The 19999-nt window shown below is 73.2% G+C and carries 4 protein-coding genes; all 4 read left to right on the top strand.

What is annotated here, in order from left to right:
- Window positions 1–62: 62 nt before the first annotated feature.
- The 4 genes from H4696_RS10700 (at window position 63) to H4696_RS10685 (ending at window position 19930) form a co-directional block, all read left to right on the top strand.
- The gene (locus tag H4696_RS10700) at window positions 63–18200 is read left to right on the top strand and encodes a non-ribosomal peptide synthetase (RefSeq protein ID WP_192782235.1); all 18138 of its coding nucleotides are present in this window, start codon (window positions 63–65) and stop codon (window positions 18198–18200) included.
- Window positions 18201–18202: 2 nt separating this feature from the next.
- Entirely contained in the window at window positions 18203–18616 is a 414-nt protein-coding gene (gene panD / locus H4696_RS10695; protein ID WP_086863022.1) for an aspartate 1-decarboxylase, read from the top strand.
- A gap of 67 nt (window positions 18617–18683) precedes the next feature.
- The gene (locus H4696_RS10690; protein WP_086863023.1) at window positions 18684–19709 is read left to right on the top strand and encodes an ABC transporter substrate-binding protein; all 1026 of its coding nucleotides are present in this window, start codon (window positions 18684–18686) and stop codon (window positions 19707–19709) included.
- Window positions 19710–19720: 11 nt separating this feature from the next.
- Window positions 19721–19930 carry an MbtH family protein gene (locus H4696_RS10685; protein ID WP_086863024.1) on the top strand — a complete coding sequence of 70 codons (210 nt, stop codon included), beginning with the start codon at window positions 19721–19723 and terminating at the stop codon, window positions 19928–19930.
- Window positions 19931–19999 lie beyond the last annotated feature (69 nt).

The following is a 19999-nucleotide window of genomic DNA, read 5'->3' as shown; positions in this document are numbered from 1 at the left end:
TAGGGTCACCTAAGTTTGCGCCTCGTCGGAGGCGCCGCGAGCAGCGGGAGGCTGGTCTACCGGTGAGCAACGGTGACGCTGTGCAGCAGGTGTCGGGGCTCGGTTTCTGGCGTGACCGCCTCGCTTCGGCGCCGAAGGAGCTGCCGCTGCCGGTCGACCGGCCCTACCCCGTGGAGCCCGCCGCCCCGGTGGTGCTCCGCCGGCCGGTGCCCGAGGCCGACGAGCTGACCCTGCTGGCGGCGTTCACGGTGCTGCTGTCGCGGTACGCGGGAACCGCCGACGTCCTGCTCGGGATCGGTTCGCTGGTGCCGCTGCGGGTGGATCTGGGCGGCTCGCCCGGGTTCGCCGACGTCGTGGCGCGTGTGCGCGAGGCGCGCGAGGAAGCGCTGGCGCACGAGGTGCCGTTCGCCGACCTGGTCGCCGAGCTGGACCCCGAGCCCGGTCGCGGGGGATCGCTGCTCGTCAACGTCGGCTTCGGCGCCGACACCGACCTCCCGCTGGACCTGAACCTGACCGCTGACGGGTTGCACTACCGCCCCGACGTCCTCGACGAGTCCACTGTGGACCGGATGCTCGGCCACCTGGGCAACCTGCTCGCCGAGGCGGCCGATCGTCCACAGTGGCCGGTCGACCGGCTCGCCCTGATGACCGCGCCGGAACTGCGGGAGATCCTGGAGGGCTGGAACGACACGGACCTCGCGACGCCGCTCTCGACCCTGCCGGAGCTGTTCGCGGCCCGCGTCCGGGAGAACCCGGACGCCGTCGCGCTCGTCTTCGAGGACGAGGAACTGACCTACGCCGAACTGGACGCGCGCGCCAACCGGCTCGCCCACGTCCTGATCGGCCGCGGTGCCGGGCCGGAGCGCGTGGTCGCCCTCGCCGTCCCGCGCTCGCTTGAGATGATCGTGGCCGAGCTGGCGGTGCTCAAGGCCGGTGCGGCCTACCTGCCGCTGGACCAGGACTACCCGGCCGAGCGGATCGCCTTCATGGTGTCCGACGCCCGCCCGGTGTGTGTGGTGACCACCAGCGACCTCGTCGGCCGCTTCGACGGCGACGTCCTGCTGCTGGACGAAGTGGACCTCGACGCGGCACCGGCCACGGACCCGGCCGCGCGGATCGTCCCGGCGAACGCGGCCTACGTGATCTACACGTCGGGGTCGACCGGACGGCCCAAGGGGGTCGTGGTTTCCCACGCGGGCGTGGCGAAACTGGTGGCTACGCAGTCGGAGCGGTTCGGCGTGGGCCCGCACAGCCGGGTGCTGCAGTTCGCGTCGCCGAGTTTCGACGTCGCGTTCTGGGACCTGTGCCTCGGGCTGCTCTCGGGCGGCCGGCTGGTGATCGTGCCGGCCGAGCGGCGGGTGCCCGGCCCGGAGCTGGCCGACTACGCCCACGCCAAGGGCGTCGACTTCATGATCCTCCCGCCCGCGCTGCTCGCCGAGTTCCCCGAGGACTGCGACCTGCCGCGCGACAGCGTTCTCCTCGCGGGCACCGAGCGCGTGTCGCCGGAGCTGGTGCGCCGCTGGGCGCCGGGGCGGCGGATGTTCAACGCCTACGGCCCGACCGAGGCCACGACCAACTCGACCCTCGGGCTCTGCGACCCGGAGATCACGCCGGGCTCGGCCGTGCCGATCGGCGTCCCGGACGCGGGGACCCGCGCCTACGTCCTCGACGCGCACCTGGCGCCGGTCCCGGTCGGCGCCGTCGGCGAGCTGTACCTCGCGGGCTCCGGCCTGGCGCGGGGTTACCTGGGTCGGCCGGGGCTGACGGCGGAGCGGTTCGTGGCGGACCCGTTCGGTTCCGGCGGACGTCTTTACCGCACGGGTGACCTGGTGAAGTGGCTGCCCGACGGCCGGCTGGTGTTCCTGGGGCGCGCCGACGACCAGGTCAAGATCCGCGGCTACCGGATCGAACTGGGCGAGATCGAGTCCGTCCTCGCCGAACACCCGCGCGTCGGCCAGTCGGTCGTCGTCGCGCAGGACGGGCGGCTGATCGCGTACGCCGTGCCGGTGCCCGACCGCGACCAGGCGGCCGAGCAGGGGCACGTCGACGAATGGCACGACGTCCACGAAGAGATGCTCGCGGGCTCCCACGGCATCGAGGAGAACTTCGCCGGCTGGAATTCCAGTTACGACGGCTCGGAAATCCCTCTCGAAGAGATGCGCGAGTGGCACGCGGCGACGATCGACCGCATCCGGTCCCTCCAGCCGAAGCGGGTCCTCGAGATCGGCGTCGGCAGTGGGCTGATCCTGTCGAGGATCGCGCCGGACGCCGAGGAGTACTGGGGCGTCGACCTTTCCGAGAGCGCCATCGAGAACGTCCGGCGCGAGGTCGCGGCGACGCCGTTCGCGGGCAAGGTCCACCTCGCCGCGCGCCCGGCGCACGACCTGGGCGAGCTGCCGCCCGAGCCGTTCGACACGGTGATCATCAACTCCGTGGCGCAGTACTTCCCGAGCGCCGACTACCTCGCCGAGGTCGTGAAGACCGCCGCCGGCGTCCTGAAGCCGGGCGGGACGATCTTCCTCGGCGACATCCGCAACCTGCGCTCACTGCGGGCCTTCCGCACCGCGGTCGAGCTGCGGCACGGCCGGGCCGATGTCGCCGCGGTCGACCAGGCCATCGCGCGCGAGGGCGAACTCGTGCTCGACCCCGACTTCTTCCCGGCGCTGGCCCGCGGCCTCGACGGGTTCGACGACGTCGACCTGTGGGTCAAGCGCGGTGCCGCGCACAACGAACTGACCCGGCACCGCTACGACGTCGTGCTGCGCAAGGGACCCCGGCCGGTTCCGGTCGAGGAGCAGGTCGTCGCGTTCGGCGACCTCGGTGCGGTCGAACGGTTCCTGGCCGCCGAGTCCCCGGAGCGGCTGCGTGTCACCGGCATCCCGGACGCGCGGCTGTCCGGTGAGCTGGCCGCGGTGCGCGCCCTCGACGAAGCCGCCCCCGCGGCCGCGCTCGAAGCCCTCGACGGCCGGGACGGCGTCGACCCGGAAGCCCTGCACCGGCTCGGCGAAGGTGCCGGCTACCGGGTCGCGGTGACCTGGGCCGCCGAAAGCGGCGAGCTGGAAGCCGTCTTCTCGCGCCCCAATGTGGCGTTCGGTGCGTCAGACGCACCGAACGCCACATTGGGTGCGTCTGACGCACCCAATGCCACATTGGGGTACTTGGGGCAGGACGGGACCGCCTACCGGCCGGGGCGCCGGACCGGCACGCCGGGCTCGTACGCCAACAACCCGGCGGCCCGGCGGGAGACCGGCGCGTTCGTTGCGTCGCTGCGGGCGCACGTGCGCGACCGGCTGCCGCTCTACATGGTGCCGTCGGCGTTCGTCGTGCTGGACAAGCTGCCGGTGCTGGCTTCGGGCAAGCTCGACCGCAAGGCGCTGCCGAGCCCGGAACGGTTCACCGCCGGGCCGGGCCGCGCGCCCCGCAACCCCGTCGAGCAGCTGCTGTGCGAGATGTTCGCCGACGTCCTCGGCGTGCCGCAGGCCGGCCCGGACGACGACTTCTTCGCACTCGGCGGGCATTCCCTCCTGGCGACCCGGCTGATCCAGCGCATCCGCGCGGCCGTCGGCGCCGAGGTGCCGGTGCGCGCGGTGTTCGACGCGCCGACCCCGGCCGCGCTCGCCGAACTCCTCGCCGGGCCCGTCACCGGCACCGAACGGCGTCCGCTGACCCGCGTCACCGAGCGGCCAAACCGGCTGCCGCTCTCGTTCGCGCAGCAGCGGCTGTGGTTCCTGCACGGTCTCGAAGGCGGGTCGGCGACCTACAACGTCCCGCTGGTCATGCGCCTGTCCGGCGAGCTGGACGTCGACGCGCTGCGCTCGGCGCTGAACGACGTCCTGGCCCGGCACGAGGTGCTGCGCACGGTCTTCCCGGTCGTCGACGGCGTGCCGTACCAGGAAGTCCTTCCGGAAGGGACGGTCGAGTTGACCGTCCGCGAAGTGTCCGATGTGGACGCCGAAGTGGACGCTCTCGTGCGTCGGGTCTTCGACCTCGGTGCCGGCGTCCCGGTGCGTGCCGAGCTGCTGGCCGTGGACCCGCGACGGCACGTGCTCGTCCTGGTCGTGCACCACATCGCCGCCGACGGCTGGTCGCTGTCCCCGCTCTGGCAGGACATCGCCACGGCCTACCGCGCCCGGCTCCGCGGCGACGCTCCCGAGTGGACCCCGCTGCCGGTGCAGTACGCGGACTACACCCTCTGGCAACGCGAACTCCTCGCCGCCGAAGAGAGCGCGCAGCTCGACTACTGGCGCGGCGCGCTCGACGGCTTGCCCGAGCGGATTCCCCTCCCGCTCGACCGCCCGCACCCGGCGGTCTCCGCCTACCGCGGTGGTTTCTTCACCTTCGCCTGGGACGCCGGGCTCCAGGCGAGCCTCGCCGACCTCGCGCGGGCGTGCGGCGCGAGCCCGTTCATGGTCGTGCACGCGGGCCTGACCGCGTTGCTGTCCCGGCTCGGCGGCGGCACGGACATCCCGATCGGCACCCCGATCGCCGGCCGCACCGACCCGGCGCTGGACGACCTGGTCGGGTTCTTCGTCAACACCCTGGTGCTGCGCGTCGACACCGGCGGCGACCCGTCCTTCCGCGACCTCGTCGCCCGGGTGCGCGAGCGCAGCCTGGACGCCTACGCGCACCAGGACGTGCCGTTCGAGCGGCTCGTCGAAGCGGTCAACCCGGCGCGGTCGCTGGCGCACCACCCGCTGTTTCAGACCATGCTCGCCTGGCAGAACACCCCCGGCACCGGCGTCGAGCTGCCCGGGCTGACCGTCACCGAGCAGCCGGTCGGCACCGGCACGGCCAAGTTCGACCTCTGGTTCTCCTTCACCGAACGCGCCGACGGGCTGCACGGCCAGGCCGAGTTCAACGCCGAGGTGTTCGACCGGGCCACGGTGACCGGGCTCCTCGACCGGCTGGAAGTCCTGCTCCGCCAGGTCGTCGCGGCCCCGGACCGCCGGCTCGGCACCCTCGACGTGCTGACGCCGGCCGAGCGTGACGGCCTCGAAGCGACCTGGTCGGGCCCGGTCGAGGACGTTCCCGCGGTCACCGTGCCCGAGCTGTTCGCCGCCCAGGCCGCCCGCACCCCGGGCCACCCCGCGCTGGTCTTCGAGGACGAAGAGCTCAGCTACGCCGAGCTGGACGCCGCCTCGAACCGCCTCGCCCGCGTGCTGGCCGCGCGGGGCGCCGGGCCCGAGCGCGTGGTCGCCCTCGCGCTGCCGCGCTCGACGCACCTGGTGACGGCGATCCTCGCCGTGCTCAAGACGGGCGCGGCGTACCTGCCGCTCGACCCGGGCTACCCCGCCGAGCGCATCGCGTTCATGCTCGAAGACGCCGCTCCGGCGCTGGTGCTGGCCGTCGGCGAGACCGCCGTCCCCGGTGCCCTGCTCCTCGACGACCCGGACACCGTCGCCGGAGTCTCCGGCGAACCGCTCGACGTCGTGGTGCGGCCGGAAAACCCGGCGTACGTGATCTACACGTCCGGGTCGACGGGCCGCCCCAAGGGTGTCGTCGTGCCGCACGAGGGCATCGTCAACCGGCTGCTGTGGATGCAGGACGAGTACGGCCTGACCGGCGACGACCGCGTGCTGCAGAAGACGCCGTCCAGCTTCGACGTCTCGGTGTGGGAGTTCCTCTGGCCGCTGATCACCGGCGCCACCGAGGTGCTCGCGCGACCGGACGGGCACAAGGATCCCGCCTACCTGGCCCGGTTGATCCGCGACCGCGGGATCACGACCGTCCACTTCGTCCCGTCGATGCTCCAGGTCTTCCTGCAGGAACCGGCGGCGGGGGAGTGCACGAGCCTGCGCCGGGTCCTCTGCAGCGGGGAGGCGCTGCCGCCGGACGCGGTCGCGCAGTTCGGCCGGGTGCTCGACGCCGAACTGCACAACCTCTACGGCCCCACGGAAGCCTCGGTCGACGTCACCGCCTGGCGGACGTCCACAGTGGATACCGCCGTCCCGATCGGCCGCCCGGTCTGGAACACCCGGACCTACGTGCTCGACGCCGCCCTGCGCCCGGTGCCGCCCGGCACGTCCGGCGAGCTGTACCTCGCCGGGGTCCAGCTCGCCCGCGGCTACCTCGGCCGGGCCGGGCTCACCGCGGAGCGGTTCGTCGCCGACCCCTTCGGCGCCCCCGGCGCGCGGATGTACCGCACGGGCGACCTGGCCCGCTTCCGCGCCGACGGCGTCCTCGAGTTCCTCGGCCGCGGCGACGAGCAGGTCAAGATCCGCGGCTTCCGCGTCGAACCCGGCGAGATCGCCGCGACGCTGTCCGCGCACGACGACGTCGCCCACGCCGTGGTCGTGGCCCGCGAAGACCGCCCGGGCGACGTTCGCCTGGTCGGCTACGTCGTGCCCGCCGACTCCGAAAGCCCGGCCGGCGAGACCGAGCACGTCGACGGATGGCGCGAGCTGTACGACTCGATGTACTCCGGGGACGGCGACGTCTTCACCGGGTGGATCTCCAGCTACACCGGCGAGCCGATCCCGGTCGCCGAGATGTGCGAGTGGCGCGACGCCATCGTCACGCGGATCCGCTCCCTAGAGCCGAAACGGGTGCTGGAGATCGGCGTCGGCACCGGCCTGCTGCTGACCGAGCTGGCGCCGGACTGCGAGACCTACTGGGGCACGGACTTCTCCGCCGAGGTCATCGCCTCGCTGGGCCGCCGGGTCGAGGCCGATCCCGCGCTCGCCGGGCGCGTCGAACTCCGCACCGGCGACGCCGCCGACTTCGCCGGGTTGCCGTCCGGGTTCTTCGACACGATCGTGCTCAACTCGGTCGTCCAGTACTTCCCGAGCGGGAGGTACCTGCTGGAGGTCGTGCGGAAGGCGCTGGACCTGCTGGCCCCGGGCGGGGCGCTGTTCGTCGGTGACGTCCGCGACCTGCGCCAGGTCCGGGCGTTCCACACCGCGGTGGCCGCGGCGCGCGGTGGTGGCGTCGAGCAGAGCCTGCTGCGGGAGAAGGAACTCCTCGTCGCACCCGAGTTCTTCGCCGGTCTCGACGGCGTGGCCGCCGACATCCGGGTCAAGCGCGGCCGGGCCGTCAACGAGCTGACCCAGTACCGCTACGACGTCGTGCTACGGCCGGGCACTGCGGCGGAGCCGGACGTCCCCGTGCTCGCGTGGGGTACGAATGTGTCTACTGTGGACGAGGTCGCGGCGCGGCTCGGCGACGGGCTGCGCGTCGACGGTGTCCCCCATGGCCGCACCGCGGACGGCGTCGACCCCGAGGACTGGTACGAACTCGGCGAGGCACACGGCTTCCGCACGGTCGTCACCTGGTCCGGGGCCGGCGACGGCTCGGTGGACGTCCTGTTCACGACGGGCGAGACCGCCGGCGCTTTCCGGCCCGGGACGCAGAGCTTGCTGTCCTACACCGGCAACCCCGGCCGCGTCCGGACCCTGTCCGCGGACCTGCGGGCGCTGGCCGCCGAGCGGCTACCGGAACACATGGTGCCCTCGGCGATCGTCGTCCTCGACGCGCTCCCGGTGACCGCCAACGGCAAGCTCGACCGCCGCGCGCTGCCGTCGCCGGACCCGGTGGCGCCGACATCGGACCGCGAACCGCGGACCCCGCTCGAACGGCAGCTGTGCGAGCTGTTCGCCGACGTCCTCGGCCTGCCGCGCGTCGGCCCGGACGACAGCTTCTTCGCCCTCGGCGGCCATTCCCTGCTGGCCACCCGCCTGATCGCCCGCATCCGCACCACGCTGGCCGCCGAGCTGGAAGTCCGGTCGGTGTTCGAGCGCCCGACCGCCGCGGGCCTGGCCGAGGTGCTCGCCACCGCGGGCGGGACCGCGCGCCCGCCGCTGGTCCGGCAGCGGCGGCCCGAACTGGTGCCGCTGTCCGGAGCCCAGCAGCGGCTGTGGTTCCTGCACCACCTCGAAGGGCCGTCGGCCACTTACAACGTGCCGCTGGTCATGCGCCTCGAAGGCGAACTGGACGTCGACGCGCTGCGGGCTGCCCTCACCGACGTGGTCGCCCGCCACGAGGCTCTGCGGACCCGGTTCCCGCAGCGGGACGGTTTGCCGTACCAGGACATCCTCCCGGCCGAAGACGTCACGCTGCCGGTGCGCGAGGTCACGGACCTCGACGCGGCCCTGACCGGGCTCGTCCGCGGGCCTTTCGACCTCGAACGCGAGGTGCCGGTGCGGGCGGGACTGCTCCGGACCGGCGCGGGCGAGCACGTGTTCGCGCTGGTGTTCCACCACATCGCCTCCGACGGCTGGTCGATGGCCCCGCTGTGGCGGGACATCGCCACGGCCTACGCCGCCCGCCGCGCCGGGGAGACTCCACAGTGGACGCCGCTGCCGGTGCAGTACGCGGACTACACACTTTGGCAACGGGAGCTGCTCGGCCGCGAGGACGACCCCGACAGCGTCCTCAGCGCGCAGCTGGAGTACTGGCGTGACGTGCTCGACGGCGTGCCGGACCGGATCGAGCTGCCGCTGGACCGGCCGCACCCGGCCACCGCGACCTTCCGCGGCGAGCTGCACACCTTCGGCTGGGACGCCGGGCTGCACGCCCGCTTGACCGAACTGGCCCGGGAGTCCGGCGCCAGCGTGTTCATGGTCGTGCACGCGGCCCTCGCCGCCCTCCTCACACGGCTGGGCGCGGGCACCGACGTGCCGATCGGCTCGCCCATCGCCGGGCGCACCGACCAGGCGCTCGACGACCTCGTCGGGTTCTTCGTCAACACCCTGGTGCTGCGCGTGGACACCGGCGGCGAGCCGTCGTTCCGCGACCTCGTGGCCCGCGTGCGCGAGCGCAACCTGGACGCGTACGCGCACCAGGACGTGCCGTTCGAGCGGCTGGTCGAGGTGCTGAACCCGGCGCGGTCGCTGTCGTACCACCCGCTGTTCCAGGTGATGCTCGCCGGGCAGAACAACGCCCGCGCCGAAGTGACCCTGCCCGGGCTGACCGTCTCCGAGATCCCGGTGACCACCGGGACGTCGAAGTTCGACCTGGCGATCTCGCTGACCGAGCGCGAAGCCGGGATCGACGGCGTGCTGGAGTTCAACGCCGACGTCTTCGACCACGCCGGCGCGGACGCGATCCTGCGCCGCCTCGAAGTGCTGCTGCGCGCGGCGCTGGCCGAACCGGACCGCCCGGTCGGTGCGCTCGACCTCCTCGCCGGGGACGAACGGGACCGCGTGCTCACCGAATGGGCCGGTTCCCTCGACCCGGCGGGCACGGAGACGTTCCCCGGGATGTTCGCCCGCCGCGTCGCCGAGGCGCCGGACGCGGTGGCGCTCGTCTTCGAGGACGAGGAACTCACCTACGCCGAAGTGGACGCCCACGCCAACCGGCTGGCGAACCTGCTGCTCGCCCGGGGCGCCGGGCTCGAGCGGGTGGTCGCGCTGGCCGTGCCGCGGTCGCCGGACATGATCATCGCGGAGCTGGCCGTCCTCAAGGCCGGGGCCGCCTACCTGCCGATCGACGTCGACTACCCGGCCGACCGGATCGCCTACATGGCCGAGGACGCGCGGCCGGTCTGCGTGGTGACGACCCGGGACGTCGAGGCGAAGCTGCCCGCGACCCTGCCGCGGGTCCTGCTCGACGACCCGGCGCTGGGCGAGATGTCCACAGTGGACCCGGCGGTGCCGGTGCGGCCGGAGAACGCGGCCTACGTGATCTACACGTCCGGTTCGTCCGGGCGGCCGAAGGGCGTCGTGCTCCAGCACTCCGGCGTGGCGAAACTGGTCGCCACGCAGGTCGAGCGGTTCGGCATCGGGCCGCACAGCCGGGTGCTGCAGTTCGCGTCGCCGAGCTTCGACGTCGCGTTCTGGGACCTGTGCCTCGGACTGCTCTCCGGTGGCCGGCTGGTGGTCGTCCCGGCCGAGCGCCGGGTCGCCGGGCCCGCGCTGACCGAGTACGCGCACCGGCACGCCGTCGACTTCATGATCCTGCCGCCCGCCCTGCTCGACGCGATGCCGGCGGACCTCGACCTGCCGCGCGACAGCGTCCTGCTGGCGGGCACCGAGCGTGTGTCACCGGAGCTGGTGCGCCGCTGGGCGCCGGGACGGCGGATGTTCAACGCCTACGGCCCGACCGAGGCGACCACCAACTCGACGCTCGGCGAGAGCGATCCGGCCGAGCTGGCGGGCGCGACGGTCGTCCCGATCGGCATCCCCGACCCCGGCACCCGGGCGTATGTGCTCGACGCGGGGCTGCGGCCGGTCCCGCCCGGCGTGGTGGGGGAGCTGTACCTCGCGGGCTCCGGCCTGGCGCGGGGTTACCTGGGTCGGCCGGGGCTGACGGCGGAGCGGTTCGTGGCGGACCCGTTCGGTTCCGGCGGCCGCCTCTACCGGACTGGCGACCTGGTGAAGTGGCTGCCGGACGGCCGCTTGGTCTTCCTCGGGCGCGCGGACGACCAGGTCAAGATCCGCGGCTACCGGATCGAGCTCGGCGAGATCGAGTCCGTGCTGGCCGAGCACCCCGCCGTCGGGCAGTCCGTCGTCGTCGCGCAGGACGGCCGGCTCATCGCCTACGCCGTGCCCTCGGCGGGGCGGGACGAAGAAGCGGAGCTGGAGCACGTCGGCGAATGGCGTGAGCTGCACGAGAACGTCTTCACCGACGCGGCGGCCGGGGGGCTGGAGGAGAACTTCACCGGCTGGAACTCCAGCTACGACGGCACCGAGATCCCCCTGGACGAGATGCGGGAGTGGCACGCGGCGACGATCGACCGCATCCGCTCGCTGAAGCCGAAGCGGGTGCTGGAGATCGGCGTCGGCAGTGGCCTGATCCTGTCGAGGATCGCGCCGGACGCCGAGGAGTACTGGGGCGTCGACCTGTCCGAACAGGCCATCGCCAACCTGCGGCGCGAACTCGCGGCGACGCCGTTCGCGAGCAAGGTCCACTTGGCCGCGCGTCCGGCGCACGACCTGGGCGAGCTTCCCGCCGAGCCGTTCGACACGGTGATCATCAACTCCGTGGCGCAGTACTTCCCGAGCGTCGGCTACCTCGCCGAGGTGATCCGCACGGCCGCCGCGCGCGTCCGGCCGGGCGGGGTCGTCTTCCTCGGCGACATCCGGAACCTGCGCTCGCTGCGCGCGTTCCGGACCGCGACCGAGCTGCGCCACGGCCGCCGGGACGCCGCGGCCGCCGACCAGGCGATCGCCCGGGAAGGCGAGCTGGTGCTCGACCCGGACTTCTTCACGGCGCTGAGCCGGGAACTCGACGGCTTCGACGACGTCGACCTGTGGGTCAAGCGCGGCCACGCGCACAACGAGCTGACCCGGCACCGCTACGACGTCGTGCTGCGGAAGGCCCCGAAGCCGGCGCCGGTGGCCGAAGACGTCGTCTCGTTCACCTCACTTCCCGAGCTGGAAGCGCGGCTGGCCGACGGCCCGGCCCGGCTGCGCGTGACCGGCGTGCCCGACGCCCGCCTGTCCGGTGAGCTGGCCGCCGTCGCGGCGCTCGCGAGCGGGGACGCCGATGCCGCACTGTCCGCTTTGGACGGCGAGCCGTCCGGGGTGGACCCGGAGACCCTGCACGCCCTCGGCGAGCGCCACGGCTACCGCGCGTATGCGACCCTGACCGCGGACGCGGGCACGCTGGAAGTCGTGTTCACCACCGGTGCGCCGACGCGGATCCACCGCACCCGCCCGGTCCGCGCCGCCCTCGAGGCGCTCGGCAACCACCCGGCGGGGCAGCGGGACACGAGCGCGCTGGTGGCGGCGCTGCGGGCGCACGTCCGCGACCGGCTGCCGCAGTACATGGTGCCCTCGGCGTTCGTGCTCCTGGACCGGCTGCCGCTGCTCGCCTCGGGCAAGCTCGACCGCCGCGCGCTGCCGAGCCCCGACAAGCAGGCCGCCACCACCGGGCGGGCGCCGCGGACCCCGGTCGAAGAGGTCCTGTGCGGGCTCTTCGCCGAAGTCCTCGACACCTCGGTCGGCGTCGACGACGACTTCTTCGCCCTCGGTGGCCATTCCCTGATGGCGACGCGGCTGGTCGCGCGGCTGCGCGCGGTCTTCGGCGTCGAGCTGCAGGTGCGCTCGGTGTTCGAAACGCCGACCGTGGCCGGGCTCGCCACGCTGCTGGCCGCCGCGGACGCCTCGGCCGCCCGCCCCGCCCTGACGCGCGCCGAGCCCCGGCCGGACGTGCTGCCGTTGTCGTTCGCCCAGCAGCGGCTGTGGTTCCTGCACCGCCTCGAAGGCCCGTCGGCGACGTACAACATGGCGAGCGCGGTCCGGCTCACCGGCGCGCTCGACGTCGACGCGCTGCGCACCGCACTGTCCGATGTGGTCGAACGCCACGAAGCCCTGCGGACGGTCTTCCCCGAGATCAACGGAGAAGCGCGGCAGCAGGTGCTCGAAGAAGTCTCGATCCCGCTGCCGGTCCGTGCGGTCACCGGCGCCACGCTCGCCGACGCGGTCTCGGAAGCGGCTCGCACGGTGTTCGAACTGGAGTCGGAGCTCCCGTTGCGCGCGGAGCTGCTGCGGCTGGGCGCCCGGGAACACGTCCTCGTGCTGGTGTTCCACCACATCGCCTCCGACGGCTGGTCGACCGCGCCGCTGTGGCGCGACCTCGCCACGGCGTACACCGCCCGGCAAGCCGGTGAAGCTCCACAGTGGACACCGCTGCCGGTGCAGTACGCGGACTACACGCTCTGGCAGCGGGACGTCCTCGGCGAGCCGGTGATCGAACCGCAGCTGGCGTACTGGCGCGAAGCCCTCGCCGGGCTGCCGGAACGGATCGAGCTGCCGACCGACCGGCCGCACCCGGCGGAGGCGTCCTACCGCGGCGAGCAGTTCGCCTTCGGCTGGGACGCGCGCCTGCACAGTGGACTCGTCGACCTGGCTCGCGCGTGCGGGGCCAGCGTGTTCATGGTGGTGCACGCCGGGCTCACCGCGGTGCTCACCCGGCTCGGCGCGGGCACCGACGTGCCGATCGGCACGTCCATCGCCGGGCGCACCGACCAGGCGCTCGACGACCTCGTCGGCTTCTTCGTCAACACCCTGGTGCTGCGCGTCGACACCGGCGGCGACCCGACGTTCCGCGACCTCGTGGCCCGGGTGCGGGACCGCAGCCTGGACGCCTACGCCCACCAGGACGTCCCGTTCGAACGGCTGGTGGAGGCGCTGAACCCGGCGCGGTCGCTGGCGTACCACCCGCTGTTCCAGACGATGCTGGCGTGGCAGAACAACGCCGTCGCCGACCTGACCCTGCCGGGCCTGACCGTCGTGGAGGAACCGGTCCGCACCGGCACTTCACGCGCCGACCTGGTGTTCTTCGTCGGCGAGTCGCCCGGCACCCAGGCCGGGATCCGCGGCACGGCCGAGTACAACAGCGACGTCTTCGACCGTGCGAGCGTCGAGGCGATCCTGGCCCGGCTGCGGACACTGCTGGCGGCCGTTGTCGCCGACCCGGACACCCGGATCGGCGCGGTCGACCTGCTCACCGACGCCGAGCACGACCAGCTCGCCCCCGCGCCGGCGACCGTCCTCCCCGCGGAAACGACCAGTGAATTGTTCGCGGCGCAGGTGGCCCGGACGCCGGACGCCACCGCGCTGGTCTTCGGCAGCGAGCAGCTCACCTACGCGGAGCTGGACACGCGGGCCACGACGCTCGCCCGTGCCCTGCTCGCGCGGGGTGCGGGGCCGGAGCGGGTCGTGGCGGTCGCGCTGCCGCGGTCGGCTGACCTCGTCGTCGCGCTCCTGGCGGTGCTCAAGACCGGCGCCGCCTACCTGCCGCTGGACCTCAACCACCCGGCCGAGCGCGTCGAACTGATGCTCACCGACGCGAAGCCGCACCTGGTCATCGCCGAGGACGGCTTCGGCGACCGGCTGGTCCGGCCCGGCGACACCGGGCCCGCACCGGTCTGGCCGTTGATCCGCCCGGACCACCCGGCGTACGTGATCTTCACGTCCGGCTCGACCGGGCGCCCGAAGGCGGTCGCGGGCACCCAGCTCGCCTTGGCGAACCGGCTGCACTGGGGGCGCGGGCGCACCGAAGGCGTCCGGGTCGCGAAGAGCGCGCTGACCTTCATCGACGGCTCGACCGAGCTGCTCGGCGGCCTCGTCGCGGGCGACCCGGTGGTCCTCGCGGACGACGCGACCGCCACCGATCCGCACGCGCTCGCCGAGCTCGTCCGGACGTCCGGCGCCCAGGTGCTGACCGTCGTGCCGAGCCTCCTCGACACCTTCGCCGAAGACACCCAGGCCGACGCGTTCGCTTCGGTGACGACGTGGATCACCAGCGGCGAGCCGCTTTCCGAGGCGCTCGCGGAAAAGGTCGCGCGGCGGTGGCCGTCGGCGAAACTGGTGAACCTGTACGGCTGCTCGGAGGTCGCCGGCGACAGCCTCGCGCAGGAGTGCGGGCCGGTGGCCATCGGACGGCCGGTCGCGAACACCCGCGCGTACGTCCTCGACGCCGGGTTGCGGCCGGTGCCGCCGGGCGTGCGCGGCGAGCTGTACCTGGCCGGCGCCGGCCTCGCCCGGGGTTACCTCGGGCGCCCGGCGCTGACCGCGGAACGGTTCGTGGCCTCGCCGTTCGAAGCGGGGGAGCGGATGTACCGCACCGGCGACCTCGTCCGCCGCCGTCCCGACGGCGCGCTCGACTTCCTCGGCCGGGCCGACCAGCAGCTCAAGGTCCGCGGCTTCCGCGTCGAGCCGGGTGAGATCGAAGCCGCGCTGAAGGCCGACGCCGCGGTCGCCCGCGCGGTCGTCGTCGCCCGGGCGAACCGGTTGATCGCCTACGTCGCGCCGTCGGGCGACCCGGCCGCGTTGCGGTCGTCGCTGGCGGCGCGGTTGCCGGCGTACTCGGTCCCCTCGGCGATCGTCGTGCTGCCGGAACTGCCGGTGAACGCCAACGGCAAGCTCGACCGCGCCGCCCTGCCCGATCCGGACATCCGGACCTCGGGCCGCGTTGCACGCACACCGGCCGAGCAGGCCCTGTGCGAACTGTTCGCCGACGTCCTCGGCGTGCCGGCGGTCGGGCCGGACGACGGGTTCTTCGCGCTGGGCGGGCATTCGCTGCTGGCGACGCGCCTGGTCAGCCGGGTCCGTGCGCTGCTCGGCGTCGAAGTGCCGATCCGGGCGGTGTTCGACGCGCCGACCCCGGCCCGGCTCGCCGAAGTCCTGGACCCGGGCCGCCGCAGCCGCCCGCCGCTGGTGCCGGCCGACCGGCCGGACGTCCTGCCGCTTTCGTTCGCGCAGCAGCGGTTGTGGTTCCTCGACCGCCTCGACGGGCTGTCGGCGACCTACAACATCCCGTGGGCGTGGGAGCTGACCGGACCGGTCGACGCCGATGCCCTCGAAGCCGCACTGCGTGATGTCGTGGCGCGCCACGAGGTCCTCCGGACGCTCCTGGTCGAGGAACAGGGCACCCCGCGGCAGGTCGTCCTCGACCCCGGCGACGACCGCGCCCGCCCGGACCTGGTCGTCGAAACGGCTGCCGATCCCGGCGAGCGCGTCACCGCGGCGGCGTCGTACTGCTTCACCCTCGACGCCGAGATCCCGATCCGGGCCACGCTGGTGTCGGCCGGGCCCGAGCGGCACGTGTTCGTGCTGCTGGTGCACCACATCGCGGGCGACGGCTGGTCGCTGCCGCCGCTGAAGCGGGACCTCGACACCGCGTACGCCGCGCGACTGCGGGGCGAAAGTCCACAGTGGACGCCGTTGCCGGTGCAGTACGCGGACTACACGCTGTGGCAGCGCGAGATGTTCGGCCGCGCCGACGACCCGGACAGCGTGCTCGGCCGCCAGGCGGCGTTCTGGCGGGACACCTTGGCGGGTCTGCCCGACGAGCTGGCGCTCCCGGCGGACCGGCCGCGCCCGGCGCGCTCGACCAACCGCGGGTCCGCCGTGCCGTTCACCGTGCCCGCGGAAGTCCACAGTGGACTACGCGCACTGGCCAACGGCAGCGGCACCAGCACGTTCATGGTGCTGCAGGCGGCGCTGGCCGCCCTGCTGACCCGGCTCGGCGCGGGCACCGACATCCCGCTGGGGACGCCGGTGGCCGGCCGCACCGACCACGCGCTGGAGGACCTGGCCGGGTTCTTCGTCAACACGCTGGTCCTGCGCACCGACACCGGCGGCGACCCGACGTTCCGGGAGCTCCTGGCCCGTGTCAGGGAAGCCGACCTCGCCGCGTACGCCCACCAGGACCTGCCGTTCGAGCACCTCGTCGAGCTGCTCAACCCGCCGCGCTCGCTGGCCCGGCACCCGCTGTTCCAGGTCATGCTCGCGGTGTACTACTCCAGTGGCGAACGGGAGCGGCTGCTCGGGCTCGACGCGGCCTACCGGGACACCGGGCTGCGGCAGGCGAAGTTCGACCTGTCCTTCGACCTGGTCGAAACCGCGGGCGGCATTGAGGGCGACCTCGAGTTCAGCCTCGACCTCTTCGACGAGCCGACCGCCCGGACGCTCGCCGAGCGCCTGGTGCGGCTGATGACGGCCGTCGTCGCGGACCAGGACCGGCCGCTGAGCCGGATCGACGTCCTCGAACCCCTCGAGCGGGACCGGATCCTGCGCGAGTGGGGGAGCGGCGAGCCGCTGACGACGTCGGCGCCGACGGTCGTCGACCGGCTGGCCGCGCAGGTGGCGGCGACCCCGGACGCGACCGCGCTGAGCGATGCCGATTCGAGCGTCACCTTCGCGGAGTTCGCCGCGCGGACCGACCGCCTCGCCCGGTGGCTCGCGTCCCGGGGCGCGGGTCCGGAGCGGGTCGTGGCGCTCGTGCTGCCGCGGTCCGCGACGGTCGTCGAGGCGATCTTCGGCGTGTTCAAGACGGGCGCGGCGTACCTGCCGGTGGACCCGGACCAGCCGGCCGACCGGATCGCCGCGATCCTCGAGGACTCCGGTGCCGCGCTGGTGCTCACCAGCCGTGCGCTGGCCTCACCGGTTCCGGGAGCGCTGTTCATCGAGGACGTCGTGGACACCGGCGCGGCTTTGAAGCCGCCGTCGCCCGCGAACCCGGCGTACGTGCTCTACACCTCCGGTTCGACGGGCAAGCCCAAGGGCGTCGTCATCCCGCATTCGGGGCTGGTGAACCTGTTCCACAGCCACCGCGAGACGCTCTACCGCCCGGCGGTCGCCGCGGCGGGCGGGCGGCGGCTGCGGGTCGGGCACGCGTGGGCGTTCTTCTTCGACGCGTCCTGGCAGCCGCAGCTGTGGCTGCTCGACGGGCACGAGGTGCACGTCGTCGACGACGAAACCCGCCGCGATCCCGCGCGGCTGGCGACGGTGGTGCGCGAACGCGGGCTCGACTTCCTCGAACTCACGCCGTCGCACTTCACGCAGCTGGCCGAGGCGGGCGTGGTCGAGGACGGGAAGTGCGCGCTCGGCGTCGTCGGCGTCGGTGGGGAAGCCGTGTCCCAGACGCTGTGGGAGACGTTGCGGTCGATGCCCGGCACGGCGGCGTACAACCTCTACGGGCCGACCGAGGCCACGGTGGACGCGCTGGTCGGCCGGTTCGCCGACGCGGACCGGCCGGTGGTCGGCCGCCCGGTGCACAACGCGCGGGCGTACGTCCTCGACGGCGGCCTGACGCCGGTCCCGGCCGGGGTGCCGGGCGAGCTGTACCTGGCCGGCGCCGGGCTGGCCCGCGGCTACCACGGGCGTCCTTCGCTGACCGCGGAACGGTTCGTCGCCTCGCCGTTCGAGCCGGGGGAGCGGATGTACCGCACCGGCGACCTCGTGCGGTGGCGGCCGGACGGGCAGCTGGAGTATCTCGGCCGCACCGACGACCAGGTCAAGCTCCGCGGCTTCCGGATCGAACCGGGCGAGATCGAGACGGCCCTGGCCCGGCACGAGGACGTCACGCAGGCGCTGGTCGTCGTCCGCGACGAGCGGCTGGTCGCGTACCCGACGCCGTCCACTGTGGACCCGGCGCGGCTGCGGGAGTTCCTCGCCCGGACGCTGCCGGAGTACATGGTGCCCGCGGCGATCGTCCCCCTCGACGCGTTCCCCGTGACACCCAACGGGAAGCTCGACAAGGCCGCGCTGCCCGTGCCGGAGTTCGAAACCCGGGGCCGTGCCCCGGAAACCCCCTTGGAGAAGACCCTCTGCGAAATCTTCGCGGAGGTGCTGGACGTCGCCGCGGTCGGCGCCGACGACGACCTGTTCACCCTCGGCGGCCACTCGATGCTGCTGGTGGTCCTGCGCAACCGGATCACCGAACGGCTCGGGACCGAACTGCCGATCGCCGAATTCTTCCGCACCCCCACCGCGGCCGGACTCGCCGCGCTGCTGACCCGAGACACGGAGTAGACGTGCACCGCACCCTGATGAACGCCAAGATCCACCGCGCCACCGTGACCCAGGCCGACCTGCACTACGTCGGTTCGCTGACCATCGACGCGGACCTGATGGCCGCCGCGGACATCGTCGAAGGCGAGCAGGTCCACGTCGTCGACATCACCAACGGCGCCCGGCTGGAGACCTACGCCATCACCGGCGAAGCGGGCAGCGGCGTGATCGGTGTCAACGGCGCGGCCGCGCACCTCGTGCACCCGGGCGACCTGGTCATCATCATCACCTACGCCCAGGTCGACGAGGCCGAGCGCGCGGCGCACCGGCCCCGGGTGGTGCACGTCGACGCCGACAACCGGCAGGTCCACCTGGGACACGACCCGGCCGAGCCGGTGCCCGGCGCCGAGACCCAGCTCTCCGGCCGTGGGCGGTGACACAGTTGCTTTTGCGAGGCTGCCCTAAATAAGGTGTGCCTACCCTAAAGTTCGGCGAGAGGTTCTCATGTCCCTGTTCCAAGGCGCGGCCGGGCTCAGCCGGCGTGGATTCCTGATCGGCGCCGGTGGCGTCGCCGCCGCGGCGGCCCTGACCGCGTGCGGCAGCGGTGACGGCAAGCAGGCGGGTGCCGCCTCCGGTCCCTGGGAGTTCACCGACGACCGCGGCCAGAAGGCGGCGCGCGACCAGCGTCCGGCGCGGGTGGTGGCCTACGCCAGCTCGGCCGCCGCGCTGTGGGACTACGGCGTCCGCCCGGTCGGCGTGTTCGGCCCGCAGAAGACCGCCGACGGCGGCAAGGAGATCCAGGCGGGCAACATCGACCTGAACTCCGTCACGTCGATCGGCAACGCCTGGGACGACTTCAGCATGGAGAAGTTCGCGGCGCTCAAGCCCGACCTGGTCGTCACCGGCCTGACCGGCGCGAAGCCGACGGACATGTGGGTGCTCACCGACGACCTCGGCCCCAAGGTGCAGCAGGTCGCGCCGATCGTCGCGCTCTCGGAGTACAAAGTCACGCTGCCCAAGGTGATCGAGCGCTACTCGCAGCTGGCCGTCGCGCTGGGCGGTGACGCCGGCTCGGAGACGATGAAGAAGGCCAAGGAGGACTTCGACAAGGCGTCCGAGGAACTGCGCGCGGCGGCGAAGGAGAAGGCCGGCCTCAAGGTCCTGGTGCTCTACGGCGACAAGGACGGCCTCTACATCGCGAAGCCGGACTTCTTCGCCGACCTGGCGTACTACCGCGAGCTCGGCCTGGACATCGTCTCCGGCGGCGGCACCGAGGACTACTGGGAGCAGCTGTCCTGGGAGCAGGCGGGCAAGTACCCGGCGGACCTGATCCTGACCGACTCGCGCTCCTACGCCCTGCCGCGCGCCCAGATGACGCAGTTCCCGACGTGGAACCAGCTCCCCGCCGTCAAGGCGAACCAGCTCGGCGACTGGTCGGCCGAGCCCCGCTTCAACCACCTGCTCGCCACGCCGGTCATCCAGAAGCTGACCGCGCTGGTGAAGGGCGCCCGCACCGACGTCACCGCCTGAGGAGGCCCGCCGTGACCAACCCGTTCGAAGACCCCGACGGCACGTACCTGGTGCTGGTCAACGCCGAAAACCAGCACAGCCTCTGGCCCGAGTCCGTCGACGTCCCGGCCGGCTGGACGGTGGCCTTCGGGCCGTCCGGCCGCCAGGCGTGCCTGGACCACGTGGAAGCGAACTGGACGGACATGCGGCCGAAGTCCCTGGCCGACGCCATGGACGACTGACCCTTCCGGGAAGACGAAAGCGCCGGGAGCCCGCGTGGCTCCCGGCGCTTTCGCGTGCTTACCCGCCGC

The sequence above is a fragment of the Amycolatopsis lexingtonensis genome, from assembly GCF_014873755.1.
Classification (GTDB): domain Bacteria; phylum Actinomycetota; class Actinomycetes; order Mycobacteriales; family Pseudonocardiaceae; genus Amycolatopsis; species Amycolatopsis lexingtonensis.
Note: the sequence above shows the minus strand (reverse complement) of the source record. Positions and strands in the feature narration are given on the sequence as shown.